The 18,103-nt window shown below is 36.8% G+C and carries 14 protein-coding genes; 6 read left to right on the forward strand and 8 right to left on the reverse strand.

All coding sequences use genetic code 11. The features are described from left to right. Nucleotides 1-128: 128 nt before the first annotated feature. The 8 genes from Q1R07_RS04620 to Q1R07_RS04655 all read right to left on the reverse strand — a co-directional run bounded on the left by Q1R07_RS04620 (nt 129) and on the right by Q1R07_RS04655 (nt 9,229). Entirely contained in the window at nt 129-1,421 is a 1,293-nt protein-coding gene (locus Q1R07_RS04620) for an HlyD family efflux transporter periplasmic adaptor subunit (RefSeq protein WP_300486452.1), read from the reverse strand. A gap of 17 nt (nt 1,422-1,438) precedes the next feature. Further along, the gene (locus Q1R07_RS04625; protein ID WP_300486453.1) at nt 1,439-3,634 is read right to left on the reverse strand and encodes a peptidase domain-containing ABC transporter; all 2,196 of its coding nucleotides are present in this window, start codon (nt 3,632-3,634) and stop codon (nt 1,439-1,441) included. Nucleotides 3,635-3,794: 160 nt separating this feature from the next. Next, complete coding sequence (gene gwsS, locus Q1R07_RS04630; protein WP_300486455.1) at nt 3,795-4,868, reverse strand: grasp-with-spasm system SPASM domain peptide maturase; 1,074 nt, start codon at nt 4,866-4,868, stop codon at nt 3,795-3,797. Next, on the reverse strand, nt 4,865-5,071 hold the full coding sequence (locus Q1R07_RS04635; protein WP_300486457.1) for a hypothetical protein: 207 nt from the start codon (nt 5,069-5,071) through the stop codon (nt 4,865-4,867). Before Q1R07_RS04635 ends, gwsS begins: the two co-directional genes overlap by 4 nt. Next, entirely contained in the window at nt 5,064-6,032 is a 969-nt protein-coding gene (gwsG, locus tag Q1R07_RS04640; protein ID WP_300486458.1) for a grasp-with-spasm system ATP-grasp peptide maturase, read from the reverse strand. Before gwsG ends, Q1R07_RS04635 begins: the two co-directional genes overlap by 8 nt. A gap of 5 nt (nt 6,033-6,037) precedes the next feature. Beyond that, a complete protein-coding gene (locus tag Q1R07_RS04645; protein WP_300486459.1) occupies nt 6,038-7,051 on the reverse strand; it encodes a hypothetical protein in 1,014 nt (337 codons plus the stop codon). A 56-nt stretch (nt 7,052-7,107) separates the two neighbouring features. Beyond that, the gene (locus Q1R07_RS04650; protein ID WP_300486461.1) at nt 7,108-7,314 is read right to left on the reverse strand and encodes a hypothetical protein; all 207 of its coding nucleotides are present in this window, start codon (nt 7,312-7,314) and stop codon (nt 7,108-7,110) included. 349 nt (nt 7,315-7,663) lie between these two features. Further along, nucleotides 7,664-9,229, reverse strand: a complete 1,566-nt coding sequence (locus Q1R07_RS04655) for a vitamin K epoxide reductase family protein (RefSeq protein ID WP_300486462.1) — start codon at nt 9,227-9,229, stop codon at nt 7,664-7,666. Between the two features lie 348 nt (nt 9,230-9,577). On the opposite strand from Q1R07_RS04655, the gene topA reads away from it, so the two are divergent. From topA to gldN, 6 genes are all read left to right on the forward strand, one after another. Next, entirely contained in the window at nt 9,578-12,100 is a 2,523-nt protein-coding gene (gene topA / locus Q1R07_RS04660) for a type I DNA topoisomerase (RefSeq protein WP_300486463.1), read from the forward strand. Nucleotides 12,101-12,103: 3 nt separating this feature from the next. Further along, nucleotides 12,104-13,255 carry a formimidoylglutamase gene (locus tag Q1R07_RS04665; RefSeq protein WP_300486465.1) on the forward strand — a complete coding sequence of 384 codons (1,152 nt, stop codon included), beginning with the start codon at nt 12,104-12,106 and terminating at the stop codon, nt 13,253-13,255. Between the two features lie 163 nt (nt 13,256-13,418). Then, on the forward strand, nt 13,419-14,819 hold the full coding sequence (gldK, locus tag Q1R07_RS04670; protein WP_300486467.1) for a gliding motility lipoprotein GldK: 1,401 nt from the start codon (nt 13,419-13,421) through the stop codon (nt 14,817-14,819). 87 nt (nt 14,820-14,906) lie between these two features. Further along, nucleotides 14,907-15,545 carry a gliding motility protein GldL gene (gene gldL / locus Q1R07_RS04675; protein ID WP_256553045.1) on the forward strand — a complete coding sequence of 213 codons (639 nt, stop codon included), beginning with the start codon at nt 14,907-14,909 and terminating at the stop codon, nt 15,543-15,545. 43 nt (nt 15,546-15,588) lie between these two features. Then, nucleotides 15,589-17,133, forward strand: a complete 1,545-nt coding sequence (gene gldM / locus Q1R07_RS04680; RefSeq protein WP_300486469.1) for a gliding motility protein GldM — start codon at nt 15,589-15,591, stop codon at nt 17,131-17,133. 53 nt (nt 17,134-17,186) lie between these two features. After that, nucleotides 17,187-18,098, forward strand: a complete 912-nt coding sequence (gene gldN, locus Q1R07_RS04685; protein ID WP_300486471.1) for a gliding motility protein GldN — start codon at nt 17,187-17,189, stop codon at nt 18,096-18,098. The last annotated feature ends 5 nt before the right edge of the window (nt 18,099-18,103 follow it).

Below are 18,103 nucleotides of genomic sequence, written 5' to 3' on the forward strand. Positions count from 1 at the left end.
AGCACTATAGAGTGTAAATCTTCATAATCTGCAAAGATAGTATTAAATTTTATTTTCTGACAAGATGGCATATTTGTTTAACACAGATTTTCGATTGTGCTGAAAAAGACCTGAAATGGCTATTTTGACTATCTTCTGAAAAGATCCCGGAACTGATATAACAAGCGTTCCAGTAAGCGAAGGTCTTCGGTGATGATATCGGCCGTTCCACCCATTTCCTGTTGAAAGGTGATCTTTTTATGATAGGAGGTGTTTAAACCTTTCGGAAGGGAAACGTCAATCAGTAAAAGGCCATCTTTGTCGGGTGTTAGTGAAATGGATTTTACTTTTCCTTTAACGATACCGAATTCGCGATCGGGATAATTCAGTAAACGGATATTGACATCCTGATTGGGTTTTAATTTTCCGGCATTGACGGTTCGCGCTTTTACTTTACCTATATATTGTGTCGAAGATTCCGGAATTACGGTAAAAACATTTTCACCCACATTGATAGTTTGATTTTCTTTCCAGATTTGCAAATAGGACACTTCGCCAGGAATGGACGAACGAAGTACATACGCCAAGTCCCAATCGGCAATAGCTTTTCGCAATTGGTTATAGGATTGCGCCATATTCCGGAAAAAGATAATCTGGTCTTTGGTCTCGTTAATTTTAGTCGTTTTACTACTGCGATTGAGTTCGTTTAACGACGAATGCAATTGAGAGATCTGAGAGTTCAGACTTTTTATGTTTTTTTCATTTTGCAGGTAATCAATATTTTTAGTTTCCCATTCCTGTAATGCGATCACACCATTGTCGAATAGTTTTTTATAGCGTTCCAGTTCTTTTTTCTTAAGCTGTAATTCGGTTTGGGCAATCGAGGCCTGTTGTTCCAAAAGTCCTAAGCGTTCTTTTAGCTGAATGGCTTCATACCGTTGTGCATTGTTTTCAACGCTATACGGTTGTAAGTCTTTATTCAGTTCGTAGTTGGCGTAGTCTTTTTCGAAAAGAGCAAAAACACTGGAAATATCCCCCAATTGTAGGGCGTTTAATTTTTCAAACGGAAATTTAAAATCCGGATTGATTTTTAAGGTATCGGTAATGCTTTTTAAAAGAAAAACATCCGGATAACTGGCGGTATTTTCAATAACGGCCAAAGGAGTATCTTTTTTAACTTTGCTACGATCCGGAACCAATATTTTTTCGATTCGACCCGAGGTTCGGGCGATCAGTTTTTCGGGCGGTGTTTGGGTTGTTATGGAAATTTCGGTAGTCACGATATCCGGATAACGGACAAACCAGGACAGGATTAACATTAACGATAGGATAATGAAAATTACAATATTGCCCCATCGGATCATCCAATGTGGTACCTGCGATAGTATTTCCTGAACTTCTTCGCTTCTTAACTTTATATCTGTACTTCTATTTTGAGGCATTTGATCGATTTTTTAGTTTAATTACCCAGTTGCAATTGGTTTTTAACCAAACGGTAGTAATTTCCGCGACTGTCTACAAGTTCGTCATGGCTTCCGACTTCAATAATCCGTCCTCTGTCCAGTACCACAATCTGATCGGCATTCATAACGGTACTTAATCGGTGGGCGATAACCACTACGGTTTTATCCCGGAAAAAGAGATCCAGTTTTTGCATGATTTCCCGTTCGTTATTGGCGTCCAGTGCGGAAGTTGCTTCGTCGAAAAACAGCATTTCAGGATTTTTATAAACAGCACGGGCGATCAGTAAACGTTGTTTTTGTCCGGTACTCATTCCGGTACCTTCCATTCCTATTTTCGTATTATAACCCAACGGAAGTTCCTCGATAAATTCCTGTATGTTGGCTACATCGGCGGCATATACCAGTCGCGCTTTATCTACTTTATCGGCACCAAGGGCGATGTTGTTCGCAATCGTATCATTAAAGATATAACCTTCCTGCATGACACATCCAATATGCGAACGCCAGGTTTTTTGGGACATATTTTTAAGATTGGTTCGACCTAAAAAGATCTCTCCGGAATTCGGGTCGTAAAACTTCAACAAAATTTTCATTAAAGTGGTTTTTCCGCTACCGCTAACTCCAACAATGGCGGTTACCTTTTTGGCCGGAATGGTCAGGCTTACATCTTCCAGCACCGGCATATCGGAACCGGTATATCGGAATGAAATATTTTTGATATGTAAGGTTTCGTCTTTTGGGAAATCGTGTATTTTTTCATCTTCATCCTGAGTTTCATCGTCTTTTTCGTGTATTTCCGATAAACGAGCCAGTGAAATCTTCGCATCCTGTGCTTCCCGTATAAAGCCGATCAATTGTAATATAGGGCCGTTTAAACTTCCTACAATAGAACTGATCGCCATCATCATCCCCAGTGTAATGGCTCCGTCGATAACCAATTTGGCCGAAAGGAAAATGATCAGAATGTTTTTTAGTTCGTTGATAAAATTGGAACCGATCGACTGTGTTTGTTCCAATACAAGACTTTTCATAGACACTTTAAACAAGCGCGCCTGTATATATTCCCAACCCCATCGTTTTTGTTTTTCGGCATTGTGCAGTTTAATCTCTTGCATTCCATTGATTAGCTCAATTACTTTACTTTGCTCCTGACTGACTTCCGAAAAACGCTTGTAATCGAGATCCTCCCGTCTTTTCAGGAAAAGCGTCACCCATAGGAAATAGAAAAAACTACCGATAAAGAAAATAGCAAAAATCGTCAGATTGTAATATGCCAAAACCGCCCCCATGATGATCATGTTTACAAAAGAGAATAATACATTCAGGGAAGACGTCGTTAATATCCGTTCGATTCGGTGATGATCACTAATACGTTGCATAATATCCCCGGTCATTCGTACGTCGAAAAACGAGATTGGCAGGTTCATCAGTTTGATAAAGAAATCCGAGATCAGGGAGATATTGATACGGGTCGAAAGATGCAGTAAAATCCAACTTCGGATAAACTCCAGTCCGGTTTTTCCAAAAAATAAAAACAACTGCGCAAACAAAACCATATAGATAAAATGGATGTTTTGATTCTGGATACCCACATCGACCACACTTTGGGTTAAAAAGGGGAAGATTAATTGCAAGCAACTTCCGGCCATTAATCCAATGATCAATTGAACGAGGAATGTCTTATAACGTAATACGTATCTAGAAAGCAGTCCGAAGCCAAAAGCTTTATTATTGGTGTCGGATTCGAATTCATTCTGGTAAAACTTTGGGGTAGGCTCGATTAGCAGGGCAATACCTTCTTCGGTGGTTTCGGTCACATTATTGCCGATCCAGAATTTAAGAAATTCCTCTTTATCGTATTCCAAAAGTCCGTGTGCCGGATCGGAAACATAGAGTTTGTTTTTCTTTACCTTATAGAGAACCACGTAATGGTTGTTGTTCCAATGTAAAATACAGGGAAGCGGTACATCCTGTAGTTTTTCCAGTGAAATTCGCACACCCAGCGTACGGAAACCGATTCTTTCGGCGGCATCACTCAGCGATAACAGATTACTTCCTTCCCGGGTTGTTTCGGAAAGTGCTCTTAGTTTCTGAATATTGATAACCTTTTTGTAATGCTTGGCAATTATTTTAAGACATGTAGGACCACAGTCTTTGGAATCGGCTTGTTTATAGAATGGGAATTGCGACATTATTTGTTAATGTTAGTTACAATGATGCATAATGCGATTGTGTGTATGTTCGTTTTGTAGATAATTCTCGATATTCACAAATATATAAATATTGTTAAGGAAAGTTTTAAATTTATTTTTTTTATTCAAAAAGTTAAATAGTAACTTTAAAGTTGGCTTTTTATATGCCATAATATTTTATGGCATTTTGCTTTAATCGGTTTACACTCCAATCCGACCATTCATTTGTATAGGGATTATATCCGCATTTTAATGGTTTTGAATACGGATTTTTAGGATTTTGAATATAAGCACGACAATCAGTACAAATGTGACGAAACTCACAATCTTTACATATATCGATACGGTCCTTATTGATTTCCCAGTATTTTTTAAGGTTAGGATTACTTAATACATCTTCCAAAGATGTATTTTTGAGATTTCCAAAAGTATCCTTTGTAGAAGGGCAGTTTTTTAGATTACCCTTTTTGTCAATAGCTAATTTTCGATTGAGGCAAGTATTGTTTTTTTGGGATTCGGTAAAAGTTTCGATATTTATACTGAAAGTGCTATGATGTATTATCCCACAATGTTTTTCAGATGTGATTTTATCCTTGATGGCTACTACAACACTAAAACCGTAGTTTTCATCTTGTATGATTTTATTGTCCGGTGAAGAATGAATGGTTATGCTTCTTATTTTTTTATTAGTAAGAGCCCATTTGGCAAGTTCGTCATAAGGTAAGTCGTTAGAGTATTTAATGATTAGATCGGCTGCTTTGAGAAAACTTAAATTAATTTCATGTATTATGGCATTTAAAAAAGACATTTTTACTTCATCAAAGCAACGTATTTGAATATACCTGCAATTTGTAGGAATTAAAAAAGTATTGATAATTGTTTTTAAATCATGGTTAGAGTTTCTGTCGAAGTCCAATATTGTATTTGAAATTGTAGCAGGATAATCGAATTCAAGATTTAATTTCGGAAAACGAGTCACTTCATCTTTAGAACAATAAAATATAAATTCATGAAATTCTAATAATTTTAAATAGGTTTTAAAAAGGCTCAGGTCTTCGTTATTAAGTTCTTTTTTTACTGTTTTCAAGTTAAGTATTCCTTGCTCATCAAATAAAGAAACCAAACTGTTAGGTATAAAAACATATTTGTTTCTTTGAAGATCACAAATAATAGCCCTGTTTTTACCCATAACAATCTGACAGTCTGTAAAAAGTTTTAAAAAATCTTTTTTCATTGCAGTTTAGATAAGTCAATTATTTTTGATAAAGGCTTGTAAAACGGAACAGCATTAGTAGCTTTAGTACCAAAGTGACCAAACTCTATAGAATGATTTTGTTTTTTAGAGATGAGTTCAATGTCCCAATATTTTGCTATAAAAGGATATTTTTCGGGATGGTTTTTTAGATCTCTTAATAAATTCTCTTTATGATTATTCATGAATAAGTAATTTTTGTGCAATCAAACGTTCTATATAATAATTACAATGTCTGCTTAACCACTGAAATTGGCCAATTGGATTGACCTCTAAAAAATAGTATTCATTTTTTGGAGTATATATAATGTCAAATGAGCCGCAATTCAGATTTAATTTTTGCATTAATTTATGAAGTTTCTTTTCTAAATTATTGGGTAGTTTGTAGGGTATACATCTGTTGGGTTTATTGTAATCGTAGTTTCTGAAATCTGTTTTTGTTTTTTCATTTTGTTGGCTAAATATTGCCATGCTTTTAAAAATCCCATTGAGGTAGAACGATCGAATCTCATATTTTTTATCAATATATTTTTGAAAAAAAGAAGGCATAAAATAATAAGGGTCTTTAGGGATGTCTTCTAGTGTGATTAATTTTGTATGTGTTGAAAATTCAACAATATGATCCTCTTGAGTAAAAATTATAAATGGATTTTTGATTGGCTTGGTGATTACTTTTATGTTTTTGGATACAAAGTCAAGCAATTCGATTGAGCTTTCGGTAATTAAAGTAGGTGGAATCTTGATATTCAGTAATAAAGCCTGATAAAGCATATCTAACTTATTCGCAAAATTGTCTTTAAATGTATTGATGGCATTTGTAGAAATAGTACCTTCTAGAAATTCTCGTATAGGCTGTATCGTTTCTCTGTGAACTTTATTCTGAATGTTTGAATACTTGCCATTTTGGTGAAAAGGAGCGGTTAGTTGGCCTCTTCTATACCATGAGGAGTAGCTCTCATTCATGTTTATGCCATTTATCGTTATCGATAATTTGTTTTTATTATCCATTTCAAGACCGAATGTGTTAATAGGATAACTGTCGAAAAATGTATTGATAATTATTGTACTATCCAGATGATATAACCAGGATAAAACATCGTCAGTACTATAATCATCACGTTCCGATTGAATTAAAATTTGTTTCATACCATTTATCGGCAGTCCCAAAAGCCGGAAAAAAGTTTAAATCCATATTTTAGTTCATACTCTTTTTTTTTAGCATCAACCATTGTTGAAACAATAAACATTTTCTTCCTCATCGCATTTACGGTATCTAAATTTATGTTTTTTATATGCTCTAAAGTAGCAGGATTTAAAAGATAAGCTCCAGTTAATTTGATTTTGTTACAGTAATAAGGGAAATTTGACTTATAGCGATAGGCATTATCATAGATGAGACCTACGTCTCTCGGATGGATATTACCTTTTTTGATTTCGCTTAATAATGTTTTTTTAAGGAGATAATAGGAGCAAGGATTGTGGACAAGAATGATTTGTGCCCATACTGTGGATAAACTTTCTTCTTCAGAGTTCATATAGAATAGTTCTTTATGTTTTTTTCGCTGCTGATATAAATCCAGATATGATTTTCCAATTTCACGGAAGATAGAGTTGTCTTCGATGCCAATTAGTTTATCACCCGGAAATCCTTTATTTTTTATATATTCATGAAGCTTTTGGGTGGTTTTATATACAATGTTATGGTATTTTGGTTTCCGTTTGTCCAATTGATCTTTAATAGCGAGATAATAAATAGCATTTCGATAATCAAAGTCTATTCGCGCAATATATTTTTTTCTGTTTAGACTATACTTTTTGGTGAGCGTAGTGTCTTTTTTTAATTTTTGCAACTCTTTTTTAAAGAGCGGATAATAATTTAAATGTGCTATTTTTAACCCCTGTTCAAAACCTTGTTCAATATAAAAACGATAAGGCCTTTTTTCGAAAAGAGCGATTTGAGCTGCGTTGACCAAATCTTTAACATATATAAAGTTATATTCTTTAAAAATCTGATTGTAATAAAATAGAGCGCTATCTATTTTGTGTTCCATAAAGTAAAGTTCCTCGGCTTTATTTATCAAGGTATGATACTTGGTATAATCATTGGATTGCGAAAAAGCAAGGCAAGAATAGAAAACAAACAATAGTATCGTTTTTTGTGTCATAACAAGCTATTTAAAACTGACAACGTTAATGTTTCAACGTTATCAGTTAATTAATGCTAACATTCTCTATACCAAAAATCCCGGGCAGCACCGCCTCCATCAACGGATCCGGTTTCATTTGTACGATAATCATAACAATCCGGATTGCCACCTCCATAGGTCGTAGCTACTTTTACTCCTCCAATAATTTTAAACGCATTTTGGATTTCACTTTCTTTAAAGGATTGAAATTTATCCTGTTCTAAACTTTCTAATTTTTTCATGATGTATAAATTTTAATGGATTATTTTTTTAAAATAGATTCATTGGATATATTATCAGTGATAATAAACATTCAGGAATAGACTTAAACTTTTGCTAATGTCTCCTGTCCCAAATGTGGTGATTCGTTTTAAGTATTTATTAAAAATAAGCTACGCAAAGACACGCAACAAAACACGCAAATACACTCATTAGCAGTATAAAGCGAAAATTAAGCTATAGAAGTAGCTAAAAGAAAAAGATAATAAACAAAGAATCCTACAAACCACGTCATGTAGTTTGTAGGATTCGAAAGATAAAATAGTGCTGTTTTTTTAAATAAAAAGTGTTTTAGGTTAAATACCGCTGGCTTTAGTTTACAGTAACTAAAATATTGGTCTCTCGAAATTGCTCAATCATTTCATCGGCAAATAGGATAAATTCTTGTGTTTTGTACTCATTCGGATAATAATAGCTATTAATAAAGGTAGCCGGGGTGTATAAAATCCCGTTGGTATCACACCAATTACGATGGGATTGTAGTAATTGCAACTTGTCCGGACTTGGATTCCCGGATTTGTTTTCCCATTTCGAAATATCCTTTTTGTCAAACCAGTCCTTTAACAGGAGCAAAGCCTGTTTTGGGTTATGAGAATAGGCATCCAATACCGCTAATGCAATTTTGGTCGATAGCATATCGGGTTTTTCATACGGAACACTAAAAATAAACTGGATCTGGATGTCCGTTCCGTATTTTTCCAATAGCGTGTAATAGGCTTTAAAAGCATCGGTGCAATAGCCGCAGAGAGGATTTGTTACGGCCTGAATCGTAAGAACCGGATTATCGGAACCAAATCGTACATGATGCTGTTGCGGGATACTAGTATTGTTGGTCAATTGTTTCTTATATAATAAGGAGGTAAAAAGACCGTAGTTTCGTTTGAATTTAAAGAAATCCATTTCACTTTTCTTTAAAGCGATGTTTTTTTCGATCAGCGCTTTCGTATAGTTTATTCCTAAATGCACCAGTGTTATAAATAATAAGGCTTTGATCCAGTAGGCGGCGTTAAAAGTGAAAATGAGTGGAGCTGTAAAAACAAAGCCCATTTCGAGAACAAGTAGCAAAGCGGTTGCCAGACAAAGGGCGCACCATTCTTTTAAAACGTATGCCTGACTGTATAATGAATACAAAAGTGCCGGTATTGCGGCGAATAAAGCTATCGAAAAAAAAGTCGTATCAAAACCGATAAAAAGCAATACCATCAATTGGGATACAAAAAAGACACCGGTAGCAGTACTAAGTGAAATCAGGCCTAAAAAGCGAACTTTGGAATTGATGATGTTGGAACAACTCCCTTTTTCATTTAATGTGCTACACAAAGTGGCCGTAATCGTGTCCCGAATGCCCAGTTCTTCTTTTGTGATCAGCCAGCTTATATAAATGCCGATAATTGCCAACAAACCGATGACTGTTGCTATAAGCGAAAAGGGATAGAGCAACGTCAGTAGCGTTAAAGCAGCGGCGATTCCTAAAAAGACTAATGTTTGTCTGTTTTTGGTATTTGATGGCGCCGTATTCTTTTCTACAACAATAATCGTCCCGGACCAAATCTTTTTAAAGTCGGCATAGCTATACTGTTGTAGTTTCTTTTCCGTGCTCTTACAGCTAATACGGTTTTGGGTTTTATGTGCCGAAACAAAAATGCTTTTACCTTCTATATTGATTAAAGTCAGGAAAAACTCAGGAAGTTGTTCCAGTGCTTCAATAGGAACGGTGGCTGCCAGGTTTTCAATACCAAAATAGTCGAATGTATCCGAAACCGACCGAAAGCTAGGGTAATCCTCGTGAGATAATAGTTGAAGATTCAGATCCTCTTTGTTTAAAAAGTGTGAATTTTTGAGTAGAAAATCATTTATAAGGTTTATGAAAGAGGGCATATCGTAGTTTTTTTGGTAAGAAATGTGAATACTTTTCTCAAAAATCATCATAAAGTGCGTTTGTCCAAAATTTTAAATGTTAATTTTTTTAACTTTTTCGATTATTTATAAACAAAAGTGGTGATAATGTGTGAAATGTTTTCTCGTTGTCGTTTTTAGAAGTCTGAGGATAAATGGTGGTTTGATTTTTTAAATCAGGTGGTTTAAAACGATTGTTGGAATGGAATAAATGCTGTTGTTACGGATCGTTATTAACAAAGAAATGGGAATAAATAAATAGGTTTTAAAAAATCAAAAAATGTAATATTTAAAAAAATCATATACTTTTGCGGAACAAACAGAAGAAGTATGGCAAAGAATTTAGTGATTGTGGAGTCGCCTGCCAAGGCAAAAACGATAGAAAAATTTCTAGGAAAAGACTACCAGGTGGAATCAAGTTACGGACATATAGCGGACTTGCCATCAAAAGAAATCGGTGTGGATATTGATAACAATTTTAAACCGAAATATGAAGTTTCTTCCGATAAAAAAGCGGTAGTTAAAAAACTAAAAGATCTTTCCAAGTCAGCAGAAATTGTTTGGTTGGCTTCCGATGAGGACCGCGAGGGAGAGGCTATTGCATGGCACTTGGCGGAAGAACTAAAATTGGATCAAAGCAAGACAAAACGTATCGTTTTTCACGAAATCACTAAAACAGCTATTCAAAAAGCAATTGAAAACCCGAGAGGTATCAATTACGATCTTGTAAATGCGCAACAGGCGCGACGTGTTCTGGATCGTTTGGTTGGATATGAATTATCGCCGGTTCTTTGGAAAAAAGTAAAAGGCGGTTTATCAGCCGGACGGGTACAATCGGTTTCCGTACGTTTAATAGTAGAACGCGAACGCGAAATCCAGGACTTTAAAGCAGAAGGATCGTATAGTGTTTCGGCCGAATTTGCTAATGAAGCCGGAAAAACATTTAAAGCAAAACTGCCACATAATTTCAAAACGAAACAAGAAGCCGAAAACTTCTTAAAACAAAATATCGGATCGGACTATAAAGTTTCCGATCTGGAAACAAAGCCGACCAAAAAATCACCGGCTGCGCCATTCACCACTTCGACTTTACAACAGGAAGCGGCTCGTAAGCTGTATTTCCCGGTAGGGGTAACGATGATGTTGGCACAACGACTGTATGAGGCCGGATTGATCACTTATATGAGAACGGATAGTGTAAACCTGTCGCAGGAAGCCATGACAGCTGCCGAAGCGGAAATCATCCGTTCCTATGGAAAAGAATTCAGTAAGCCGAGAAACTATGCGACCAAAACAAAAGGAGCGCAGGAAGCACACGAGGCCATCCGTCCTACGGATATGTCGTTGCATTCGGTAAATATCGACCGTGATCAGGCGCGTTTATACGATCTGATCTGGAAACGTACGTTGGCATCGCAAATGAGTGATGCGCAGTTGGAGCGAACCAATGTGAAAATTGTCGCAAGTAACCACAAAGAAGTATTTGGAGCGGTAGGTGAAGTATTGCTTTTTGAAGGTTTCCTAAAAGTATACCTGGAGGGGAATGACGATGAGGAAGAAGAACAGGAAGGAATGCTACCGGCTTTAAAAATCAATGAAAAGTTAACCAATAATTATATTACGGCAACCGAGCGTTTTACGCGTCCGCCGGCACGCTATACCGAAGCATCACTGGTAAAGAAACTGGAAGAGTTAGGTATCGGACGTCCGTCGACGTATGCGCCGACTATTTCGACGATCATCAACAGAAATTATGTTGAAAAAGGAAGTTTTGAAGGTCAGGAACGTAAATATGCCATGTTAACATTGAAAGGTGGTAAAATCGCTGATCAGGAATTAAAAGAGAATTTTGGCTCGGATAAAGGGAAATTGGTTCCAACTGACATCGGAATGATCGTAAATGACTTCCTTGTTAAGAATTTTGAAACTATTTTAGATTATAACTTTACAGCCAAAGTAGAGCAGGATTTCGATGAGATCGCTGCCGGAAACGAAGATTGGGCAACCATGATGCGTGTTTTTTACGATCACTTCCATCCAACCGTGAAAAATGTAGAAGAAAATGCCGAAAGAGAATCCGGTGAACGTATTTTGGGTGTCGATCCGAAAACGGGAAAACAAGTAAGTGTTCGTTTGGGTAAATTCGGACCGATGGCACAAATCGGAGATGTGGACGACGAAGAAAAACAATTCGCCAGTTTACGACCGGAACAGAATATTGGAAACATTACATTAGAAGAAGCTTTAAACTTATTTTTATTGCCTAAAAATCTGGGTACCTATAAAGGAGAAGAGGTAGAGGTGAATAATGGCCGTTTTGGACCGTATGTTCGCTTCGGAAGTGTCTTTATTTCTTTGCCAAAAGGAGAAGAACCATTGGATGTTTCGTTGGATAGAGCAGTGGAGTTGATCAAAGAAAAAGAACAAGCCGATGCACCGATCGGAACCTATAAAAACGAACCGGTACAAAAAGGAGTGGGGCGTTTCGGGCCGTTTATTAAATGGAATGGAATGTTTATCAATGTAAATAAAAAATACAATTTTGATAACCTGTCTCAGTCGGATATCGTAGCATTGATCGAAGAAAAACTGCAAAAAGATATCGATAAAGTAGTTCACAATTGGGAAGAGGAAGGCATCCGTGTTGAAAAAGCACGTTGGGGTCGTTCGGTAATCCTGAAAGGAAAAGTGAAAATCGAACTTTCAAAAGATGTGGATGCGTCGAAGTTGACATTGGATGAGGTGAAGGAGATGATCGAGAAAAAAGCGCCCGCCAAAAAGACGGCTGCCAAGAAAACCACAGCCAAAAAAGCAACCACTAAAAAAGCAACCACAACGGCTAAAAAGAAATAAGAAATGGCATTTGATTATATTCAACCGGTTGATGCCGAATTTTTAGAATTTATTCAGGGATTAAACGTTCAGACCTTAGGTCGGAAAGTGGTCTTTCATACCGAAACGGAATTCCCTAATATAGAGAATGCAGCAATAGCTATTATTGGTGTTGTTGAAAACAGAGGATTTGCCGGTCATAATGATACAATCGAGCTAACCGCGATCCGAAAAGCGTTTTATCAGCTGTTTCCGGGAAACTGGGGCGCAGAAATTATCGATTTAGGGAATGTTGTCGCCGGAAGTTCTTCCGAAGATACCTATTATGTATTGAAAACAGCCGTTGCGCATCTGATTAAGAATAAAGTAATTCCGGTAGTAATCGGAGGTTCTCAGGATCTGACTTATGCCATCTATAGAGCATACGACCAGTTGGAGCAAATGGTAAACCTTGTTGCCATCGACAATCGTTTTGATTTTGGAAAAGAGGAAGAACAATTGGCCGGTCATTCGTATTTAACGAAAATGATCGTTGAAGAACCGAACAACCTCTTTAATTATAGTAATGTAGGGTATCAGACCTATTTTAACTCGCAGGAAGAAATCGACCTGATCGAGAAATTATATTTTGATGCCTATCGATTAGGAGAGATCAGTAATAATTCGACTATTGCAGAGCCGGTTTTTCGCGATGCCGATTTAGTCAGTCTGGATCTGACTTCGGTCAAATCGAGTGCCTCGGGTAACTTTACCCAGTTTATGCCAAATGGTTTTAATGGTAAAGAAATCTGTATTCTTTCCCGTTATGCGGGGATTAGTGATAAGGTGTCTGCTTTTGGTATTTTTAATCATAATAGTACCGAAGCAGAAGCGATGCTGATTGCACAGATTTTATGGTATTTTGTGGAAGGATATCATTACCGTTCGAAAGAATATCCGTTTGGAAGTCGGGAGGAGTATTCCCGCTATATTGTGCCGTTGGAAGACGAAGAATTGATTTTCTATAAAAGCGATAAAACGGACAGATGGTGGATAGAAATACCCTTTTTAACAAGTTTTAACAATAAATTAAAAAGAAACACGTTATTACCTTGCACATATGAGGATTATTTGGGCGCAACAAACCATGAAATCCCCGAAAGATGGTGGAAGGCGCAACGTAAAAATATGGTTTAATTAACGTGTTCGTAACGTTGAATGTTTAAAAAACGTTTATTTAAACCCTAAATTGTGTTTTATTGTTTTTTTTAAGTTTTTTTTAATAAAATTTTTGTTTTTTAGAAAATAAATAAATAGGTTTACGCCCTTAAAAATATAAATACTATTAACCCAAATTTATATGAAGAAGTTCATTGCATTAACAGCTGTTGTATCCTTATTTTTCAGCTGTGGTTCTAACGACAGAGGTGAGCTAGTAGGAGTTAAAGGAAAGAAATGGCATCCGGAAAAGCCGTATGGTATGACTTTGGTTCCTGGTGGCGCTTTTATCATGGGTAAGTCTGATGATGATTTAGCCAACGTTCAGGACGCACCGACAAAAACGGTAACAGTTCGTTCCTTTTACATGGATGAGACGGAGATTACGAATAGTGAGTATCGTCAGTTTGTCGAATGGGTAAAAGATTCTACAATCCGTGTTCGTTTAGCTATCTTGGCTGATGAGCAGGGTATGAAGCCAGGTTCTGGAGGAAATAAAGGTGGAAGTATTGGAGATTTCGCTTTTAGTGACCAGGATCCTGCAAAAATGTCTGCATACGACAAATACATGTATGAGAATTATTACAGTGTAGGAACTGATGAGGATCCTTATGCTGGAAGACGTCTTAACAAAAAAGTAAAGTTACATAAAGACCCGCAAAAATACCCGGATGAGTATTATGTTGAGGTTATGGATTCTTTGTATTTGCCTGCAAGCGAGTCGTATAACGGTTTGAGAACTTTCGATGTTTCGAAGTTGAAATTCCGTTACACCTGGATGGATATTCAGGCGGCTGCTAAAGATAAAAGCACTACAAGTAGCAGATCTAAAAGAAGTAAATTTATCAAAACTGAAAATCAGTTAATCTATCCGGATACTACCGTTTGGATTAAAGACTTCGCGTATTCGTATAACGAACCAATGCACAATGACTATTTCTGGCACCAGGCTTATGGGGATTATCCTGTAGTTGGAGTTAGCTGGAAACAAGCGAAAGCATTTTGTGCTTGGAGAACGTTAAACAAAAACTCCTACATCAAAAAGAAAAAAGGAAGAGATCAGGTGAACTCATTCCGTTTGCCAACTGAGGCAGAATGGGAATATGCTGCCAGAGGTGGTTTAGAATCTGCAACTTTCCCTTGGGGTGGACCTTATGCACACAATGACAGAGGATGTTATTTGGCAAACTTCAAACCAAGCCGTGGAGATTATGCAGCTGACGGTGCGCTTTACACTGTTGAAGCTAAATCATACGAGCCAAACGATTTCAACTTGTACAACATGTCTGGTAACGTAGCCGAGTGGACTGATTCATCTTACGATGCAGCTGCATATGACTATGTGTCGACAATGAATCCAAATGTTCCGGATGCCAAAAACCAACGTAAAGTAGTTCGTGGTGGATCTTGGAAAGATGTTTCTTACTATTTACAGGTAGGTACACGTAACTTCGAATATGCAGATACAGCTAGAAGTTATATCGGATTCAGAACGGTACAGGATTACATGGGGGCACAAGCTACCGGAAACAGACCGAACTAAAATTCACAAAATAATTCAACTTAACTCAATTTTAAAATTTAACCAATTTTTATTTATAATTAACTTAACTAACTAAAATTTTATTTTATTATGGCACTACCTAAAAAAGTTATGAATTTTGCCTATGGTATGGGGGCAGCAGTTGTAATCGTTGGAGCTTTATTCAAAATTATGCACTGGCCAGGTGCGAGCCCGATGCTTATTATTGGTCTTGGAGTTGAGGCTTTCATCTTCGCATTATCAGCTTTCGATCCAGTTGAAAAAGAATTAGATTGGTCTTTAGTTTACCCTGAATTAGCAGGTGGAGAAGCTAAAAAGAGAGATGTGAAAAAAGCGGAAAACCCAACTGAAGCGCAAGGATTATTATCTCAGAAATTAGACAACATGTTAAAAGAAGCTAAAATTGACGGTGAGTTAATGTCAAGCTTAGGTAACAGCATCAAAAACTTCGAAGCTGCTGCTAAAGGAATTGCTCCAACTGTTGATTCAGTTGCTTCTACTAAAAAATATGCTGAAGAGATGTCATTAGCTGCGGCTCAAATGGAATCATTAAACAGCATGTACAAAGTACAATTAGAAAGTGCTACTCGTAATGCAGAGATCAACAAAGAAGTTGCAGAAAACAACTTGAAATTAAAAGATCAAATGCAATCATTGACTGCAAACTTATCTTCATTAAACAACGTTTACGGCGGAATGCTTTCTGCAATGAGCAACAGAAACTAATTAGTTGCATTATTTATTAATCTTTAAAACTAATTAGAAAGAAATGGCAGGAGGAAAATTAACCCCTAGACAGAAGATGATTAACCTGATGTACCTGGTTTTCATCGCAATGTTGGCATTAAACATGTCAAAAGAAGTATTATCCGCTTTTGGTTTGATGAATGAAAAATTCGAAACAGCTAATACAGCTGCTACGGAAACGAATTCAACGACTTTAAGCGCGTTAGGTACTAAAGCTGCTGATAACCCGACTCAATTCGGTGAGGCTAAGAAAAAAGCGGATCAGGTAGCGGTTATCACTAAAAATTTCTACGATTACATTGGAAAATTAAAAGCTGATGCAACTGCAGGAGTTGAAAAAAACAAAGACGGAAAACTTCCTTACGAAGCAATGGATAAAGGTGACAAAATCGACGAAGGTTGGTTTAGTGGTGACGGATATTCTGCTAAAGGAAAAGAAATCGTAAGCACAATGGATAAGTACAGAGCTGATATGAAAGCGGTACTTGGAAACGATGCAAAATACAAATCTATCATCGCAGAAATTGATTCTAAATTCAACACTGCTGATGTAAAAGACGGAGAAGGTGTAACTAAAAAATATTTAGATTACAACTACAAAGGATTCCCATCAATCGCTTCTTTAACGAAGTTATCGGCTATGCAGAATGACGTAAAAGTTATCGAAGCAGAACTTTACAACGCATTTTTAGGAAACACTGCAATGGCAGCGGCTTCTATGAAAAATTACAAAGCGTTCGTAATGATGGATAAATCAGCGTTCTTCCAGGGAGAGCAAGTTACAGGACGTGTGGTATTAGGACGTTATGATGCGTCTACTGTACCAACAGCAGTTTCTGTAAATGGTGCTGCTACAACAATCGAAAACGGATCTGCAGTATTCAAAATGGCTGCTGGAAGCGTTGGAGATAAAGATATTAAAGGTAAATTTACCTTTATGGAAGACAACAAACCAGTTGAAATCGAAATTGCAGGAAACTATGTAGTAGTTCCTAAGCCAAACCAGGCTATCGTTTCTGCTGATAAAATGAAAGTTGTTTACCGTGGTGTTGCGAATCCAATTTCGGTTTCTGTACCAGGTATCTCTTCTGATAAAGTAAAAGCGTCTGCTCCAGGTATGGCTGCGGCTGGAAAACCAGGTCAGTACAACCTTACACCAGGTGCTGGAAGTGATGTAACAATCAACGTTACAGCTACTATGCCTGACGGAAAATCATTCAGCAGTAAAGAAGTATTCCGTATTAAAGGATTACCTTCTCCAACTGGAAAAATCCGTGGTGAAGTTGCTGCTAAAGGAGCTAAATCTAACTTAGAGGTTTGTACAATCTCTGCTGAATTAGAAGATTTCGATTTCCCAGTAAGTGTTAACGTTACACAATTTAACATCAAAGTACCAGGTCAGCCAACTATCGTGGTTTCCGGAAACAAAATGGATGCAAGAGCAAAAGCTGCTATTGCTAAAGCCGGAAGAGGTGATATCGTTGTTATCTCTGAGATCAAAGCTAAATTCGTTGGTTTAGATCAAATGCCAAAAAGAGTTGCACCTTGTACATTTGAAGTACAATAAAAACGACCAAGTTTGAGTTTATAATTACTTAAATAGTATATAAAGAATAAAAAATGAATTGGAGAAATTTTTCATTAGTAATTGCATTTACTTTTAGCTCAATTGCAACTTTTGCACAGTCTAATCTTTTAAATGCAAAAACCCCGGCTGAGATCGGTAAAAAAACCGCAGCACAGTTAAATGCAGATAACGACAAGCCGCTACCTTACGGATATGTGGATGATCGTGATGTATTAATGGGAAAAAAGATTTGGGAAATTATCGACCTTGATGAAAGAGTTAACTTCCCATTGTATTACCCTATTGAGGGGAACTTAGGTCCGGATAGAAAACCATTATACGATGTGTTGGTAGAAGGAATTAAGTCAGGTAAGCTTACTGAAATCTATGATGATAGTTATTTTACAACTAAAAAATCATTAAAAGATATCGAAGCTTCCCTATTCAGAATCGATACAACTGATGCCGGTAAAGAGCAGTACAACAGCTTCACGGCAAAACAGAAAAAAGCTGGTGCTAAAATTTCTGAAGAGTATATCAACAAAACAGAAATCGCAGCAGTTCACGTATCCGATTATAAAGTTGTAGGATACTGGTATTTCGACACCCGTCAGGGAGAATTAAAATACCGTATTTTAGGAATTTGCCCAATTGTTCCGGACGTGTATACAATGGACAAAGAGGAGAAAGAATACATTGATTTGTTCTGGGTTTACTTCCCATCGGCAAGAGATGTGTTACACAGTAGCAAAGCCTTTAACGATAAAAACTCGGCAATGCCAATTACGTTCGACCACCTGTTAAATTCAAGACGCTTCAGCGGTGTGATTTACAGAGAAGAAAACGTTTATGGAGATAGACAAATTGACGAGTACGTAAAAGAAAATGCACAGATGCAATTATTGGAATCAGAACGTGTAAAAGAAAAAATCCGCAATTTCGAACAGGATATGTGGAATTACTAAAAAAT

Origin of the sequence: Flavobacterium sp. (assembly GCF_030146175.1) — a bacterium.
Lineage (GTDB): Bacteria > Bacteroidota > Bacteroidia > Flavobacteriales > Flavobacteriaceae > Flavobacterium.

Bases quoted from the DNA above. Each gene is read 5' to 3' on its own strand.
- Q1R07_RS04625 (WP_300486453.1), bottom strand. From the start codon at position 3,634: ATGTCGCAATTCCCATTCTATAAACAAGCCGATTCCAAAGACTGTGGT.
- Q1R07_RS04635 (WP_300486457.1), bottom strand. From the start codon at position 5,071: ATGAATAATCATAAAGAGAATTTATTAAGAGATCTAAAAAACCATCCC.
- Q1R07_RS04665 (WP_300486465.1), top strand. From the start codon at position 12,104: ATGGCATTTGATTATATTCAACCGGTTGATGCCGAATTTTTAGAATTT.
- Q1R07_RS04645 (WP_300486459.1), bottom strand. From the start codon at position 7,051: ATGACACAAAAAACGATACTATTGTTTGTTTTCTATTCTTGCCTTGCT.
- Q1R07_RS04620 (WP_300486452.1), bottom strand. From the start codon at position 1,421: ATGCCTCAAAATAGAAGTACAGATATAAAGTTAAGAAGCGAAGAAGTT.
- gwsS (WP_300486455.1), bottom strand. From the start codon at position 4,868: ATGAAAAAAGATTTTTTAAAACTTTTTACAGACTGTCAGATTGTTATG.
- gldK (WP_300486467.1), top strand. From the start codon at position 13,419: ATGAAGAAGTTCATTGCATTAACAGCTGTTGTATCCTTATTTTTCAGC.
- gwsG (WP_300486458.1), bottom strand. From the start codon at position 6,032: ATGAAACAAATTTTAATTCAATCGGAACGTGATGATTATAGTACTGAC.
- topA (WP_300486463.1), top strand. From the start codon at position 9,578: ATGGCAAAGAATTTAGTGATTGTGGAGTCGCCTGCCAAGGCAAAAACG.
- Q1R07_RS04650 (WP_300486461.1), bottom strand. From the start codon at position 7,314: ATGAAAAAATTAGAAAGTTTAGAACAGGATAAATTTCAATCCTTTAAA.
- Q1R07_RS04655 (WP_300486462.1), bottom strand. From the start codon at position 9,229: ATGCCCTCTTTCATAAACCTTATAAATGATTTTCTACTCAAAAATTCA.
- gldN (WP_300486471.1), top strand. From the start codon at position 17,187: ATGAATTGGAGAAATTTTTCATTAGTAATTGCATTTACTTTTAGCTCA.
- gldM (WP_300486469.1), top strand. From the start codon at position 15,589: ATGGCAGGAGGAAAATTAACCCCTAGACAGAAGATGATTAACCTGATG.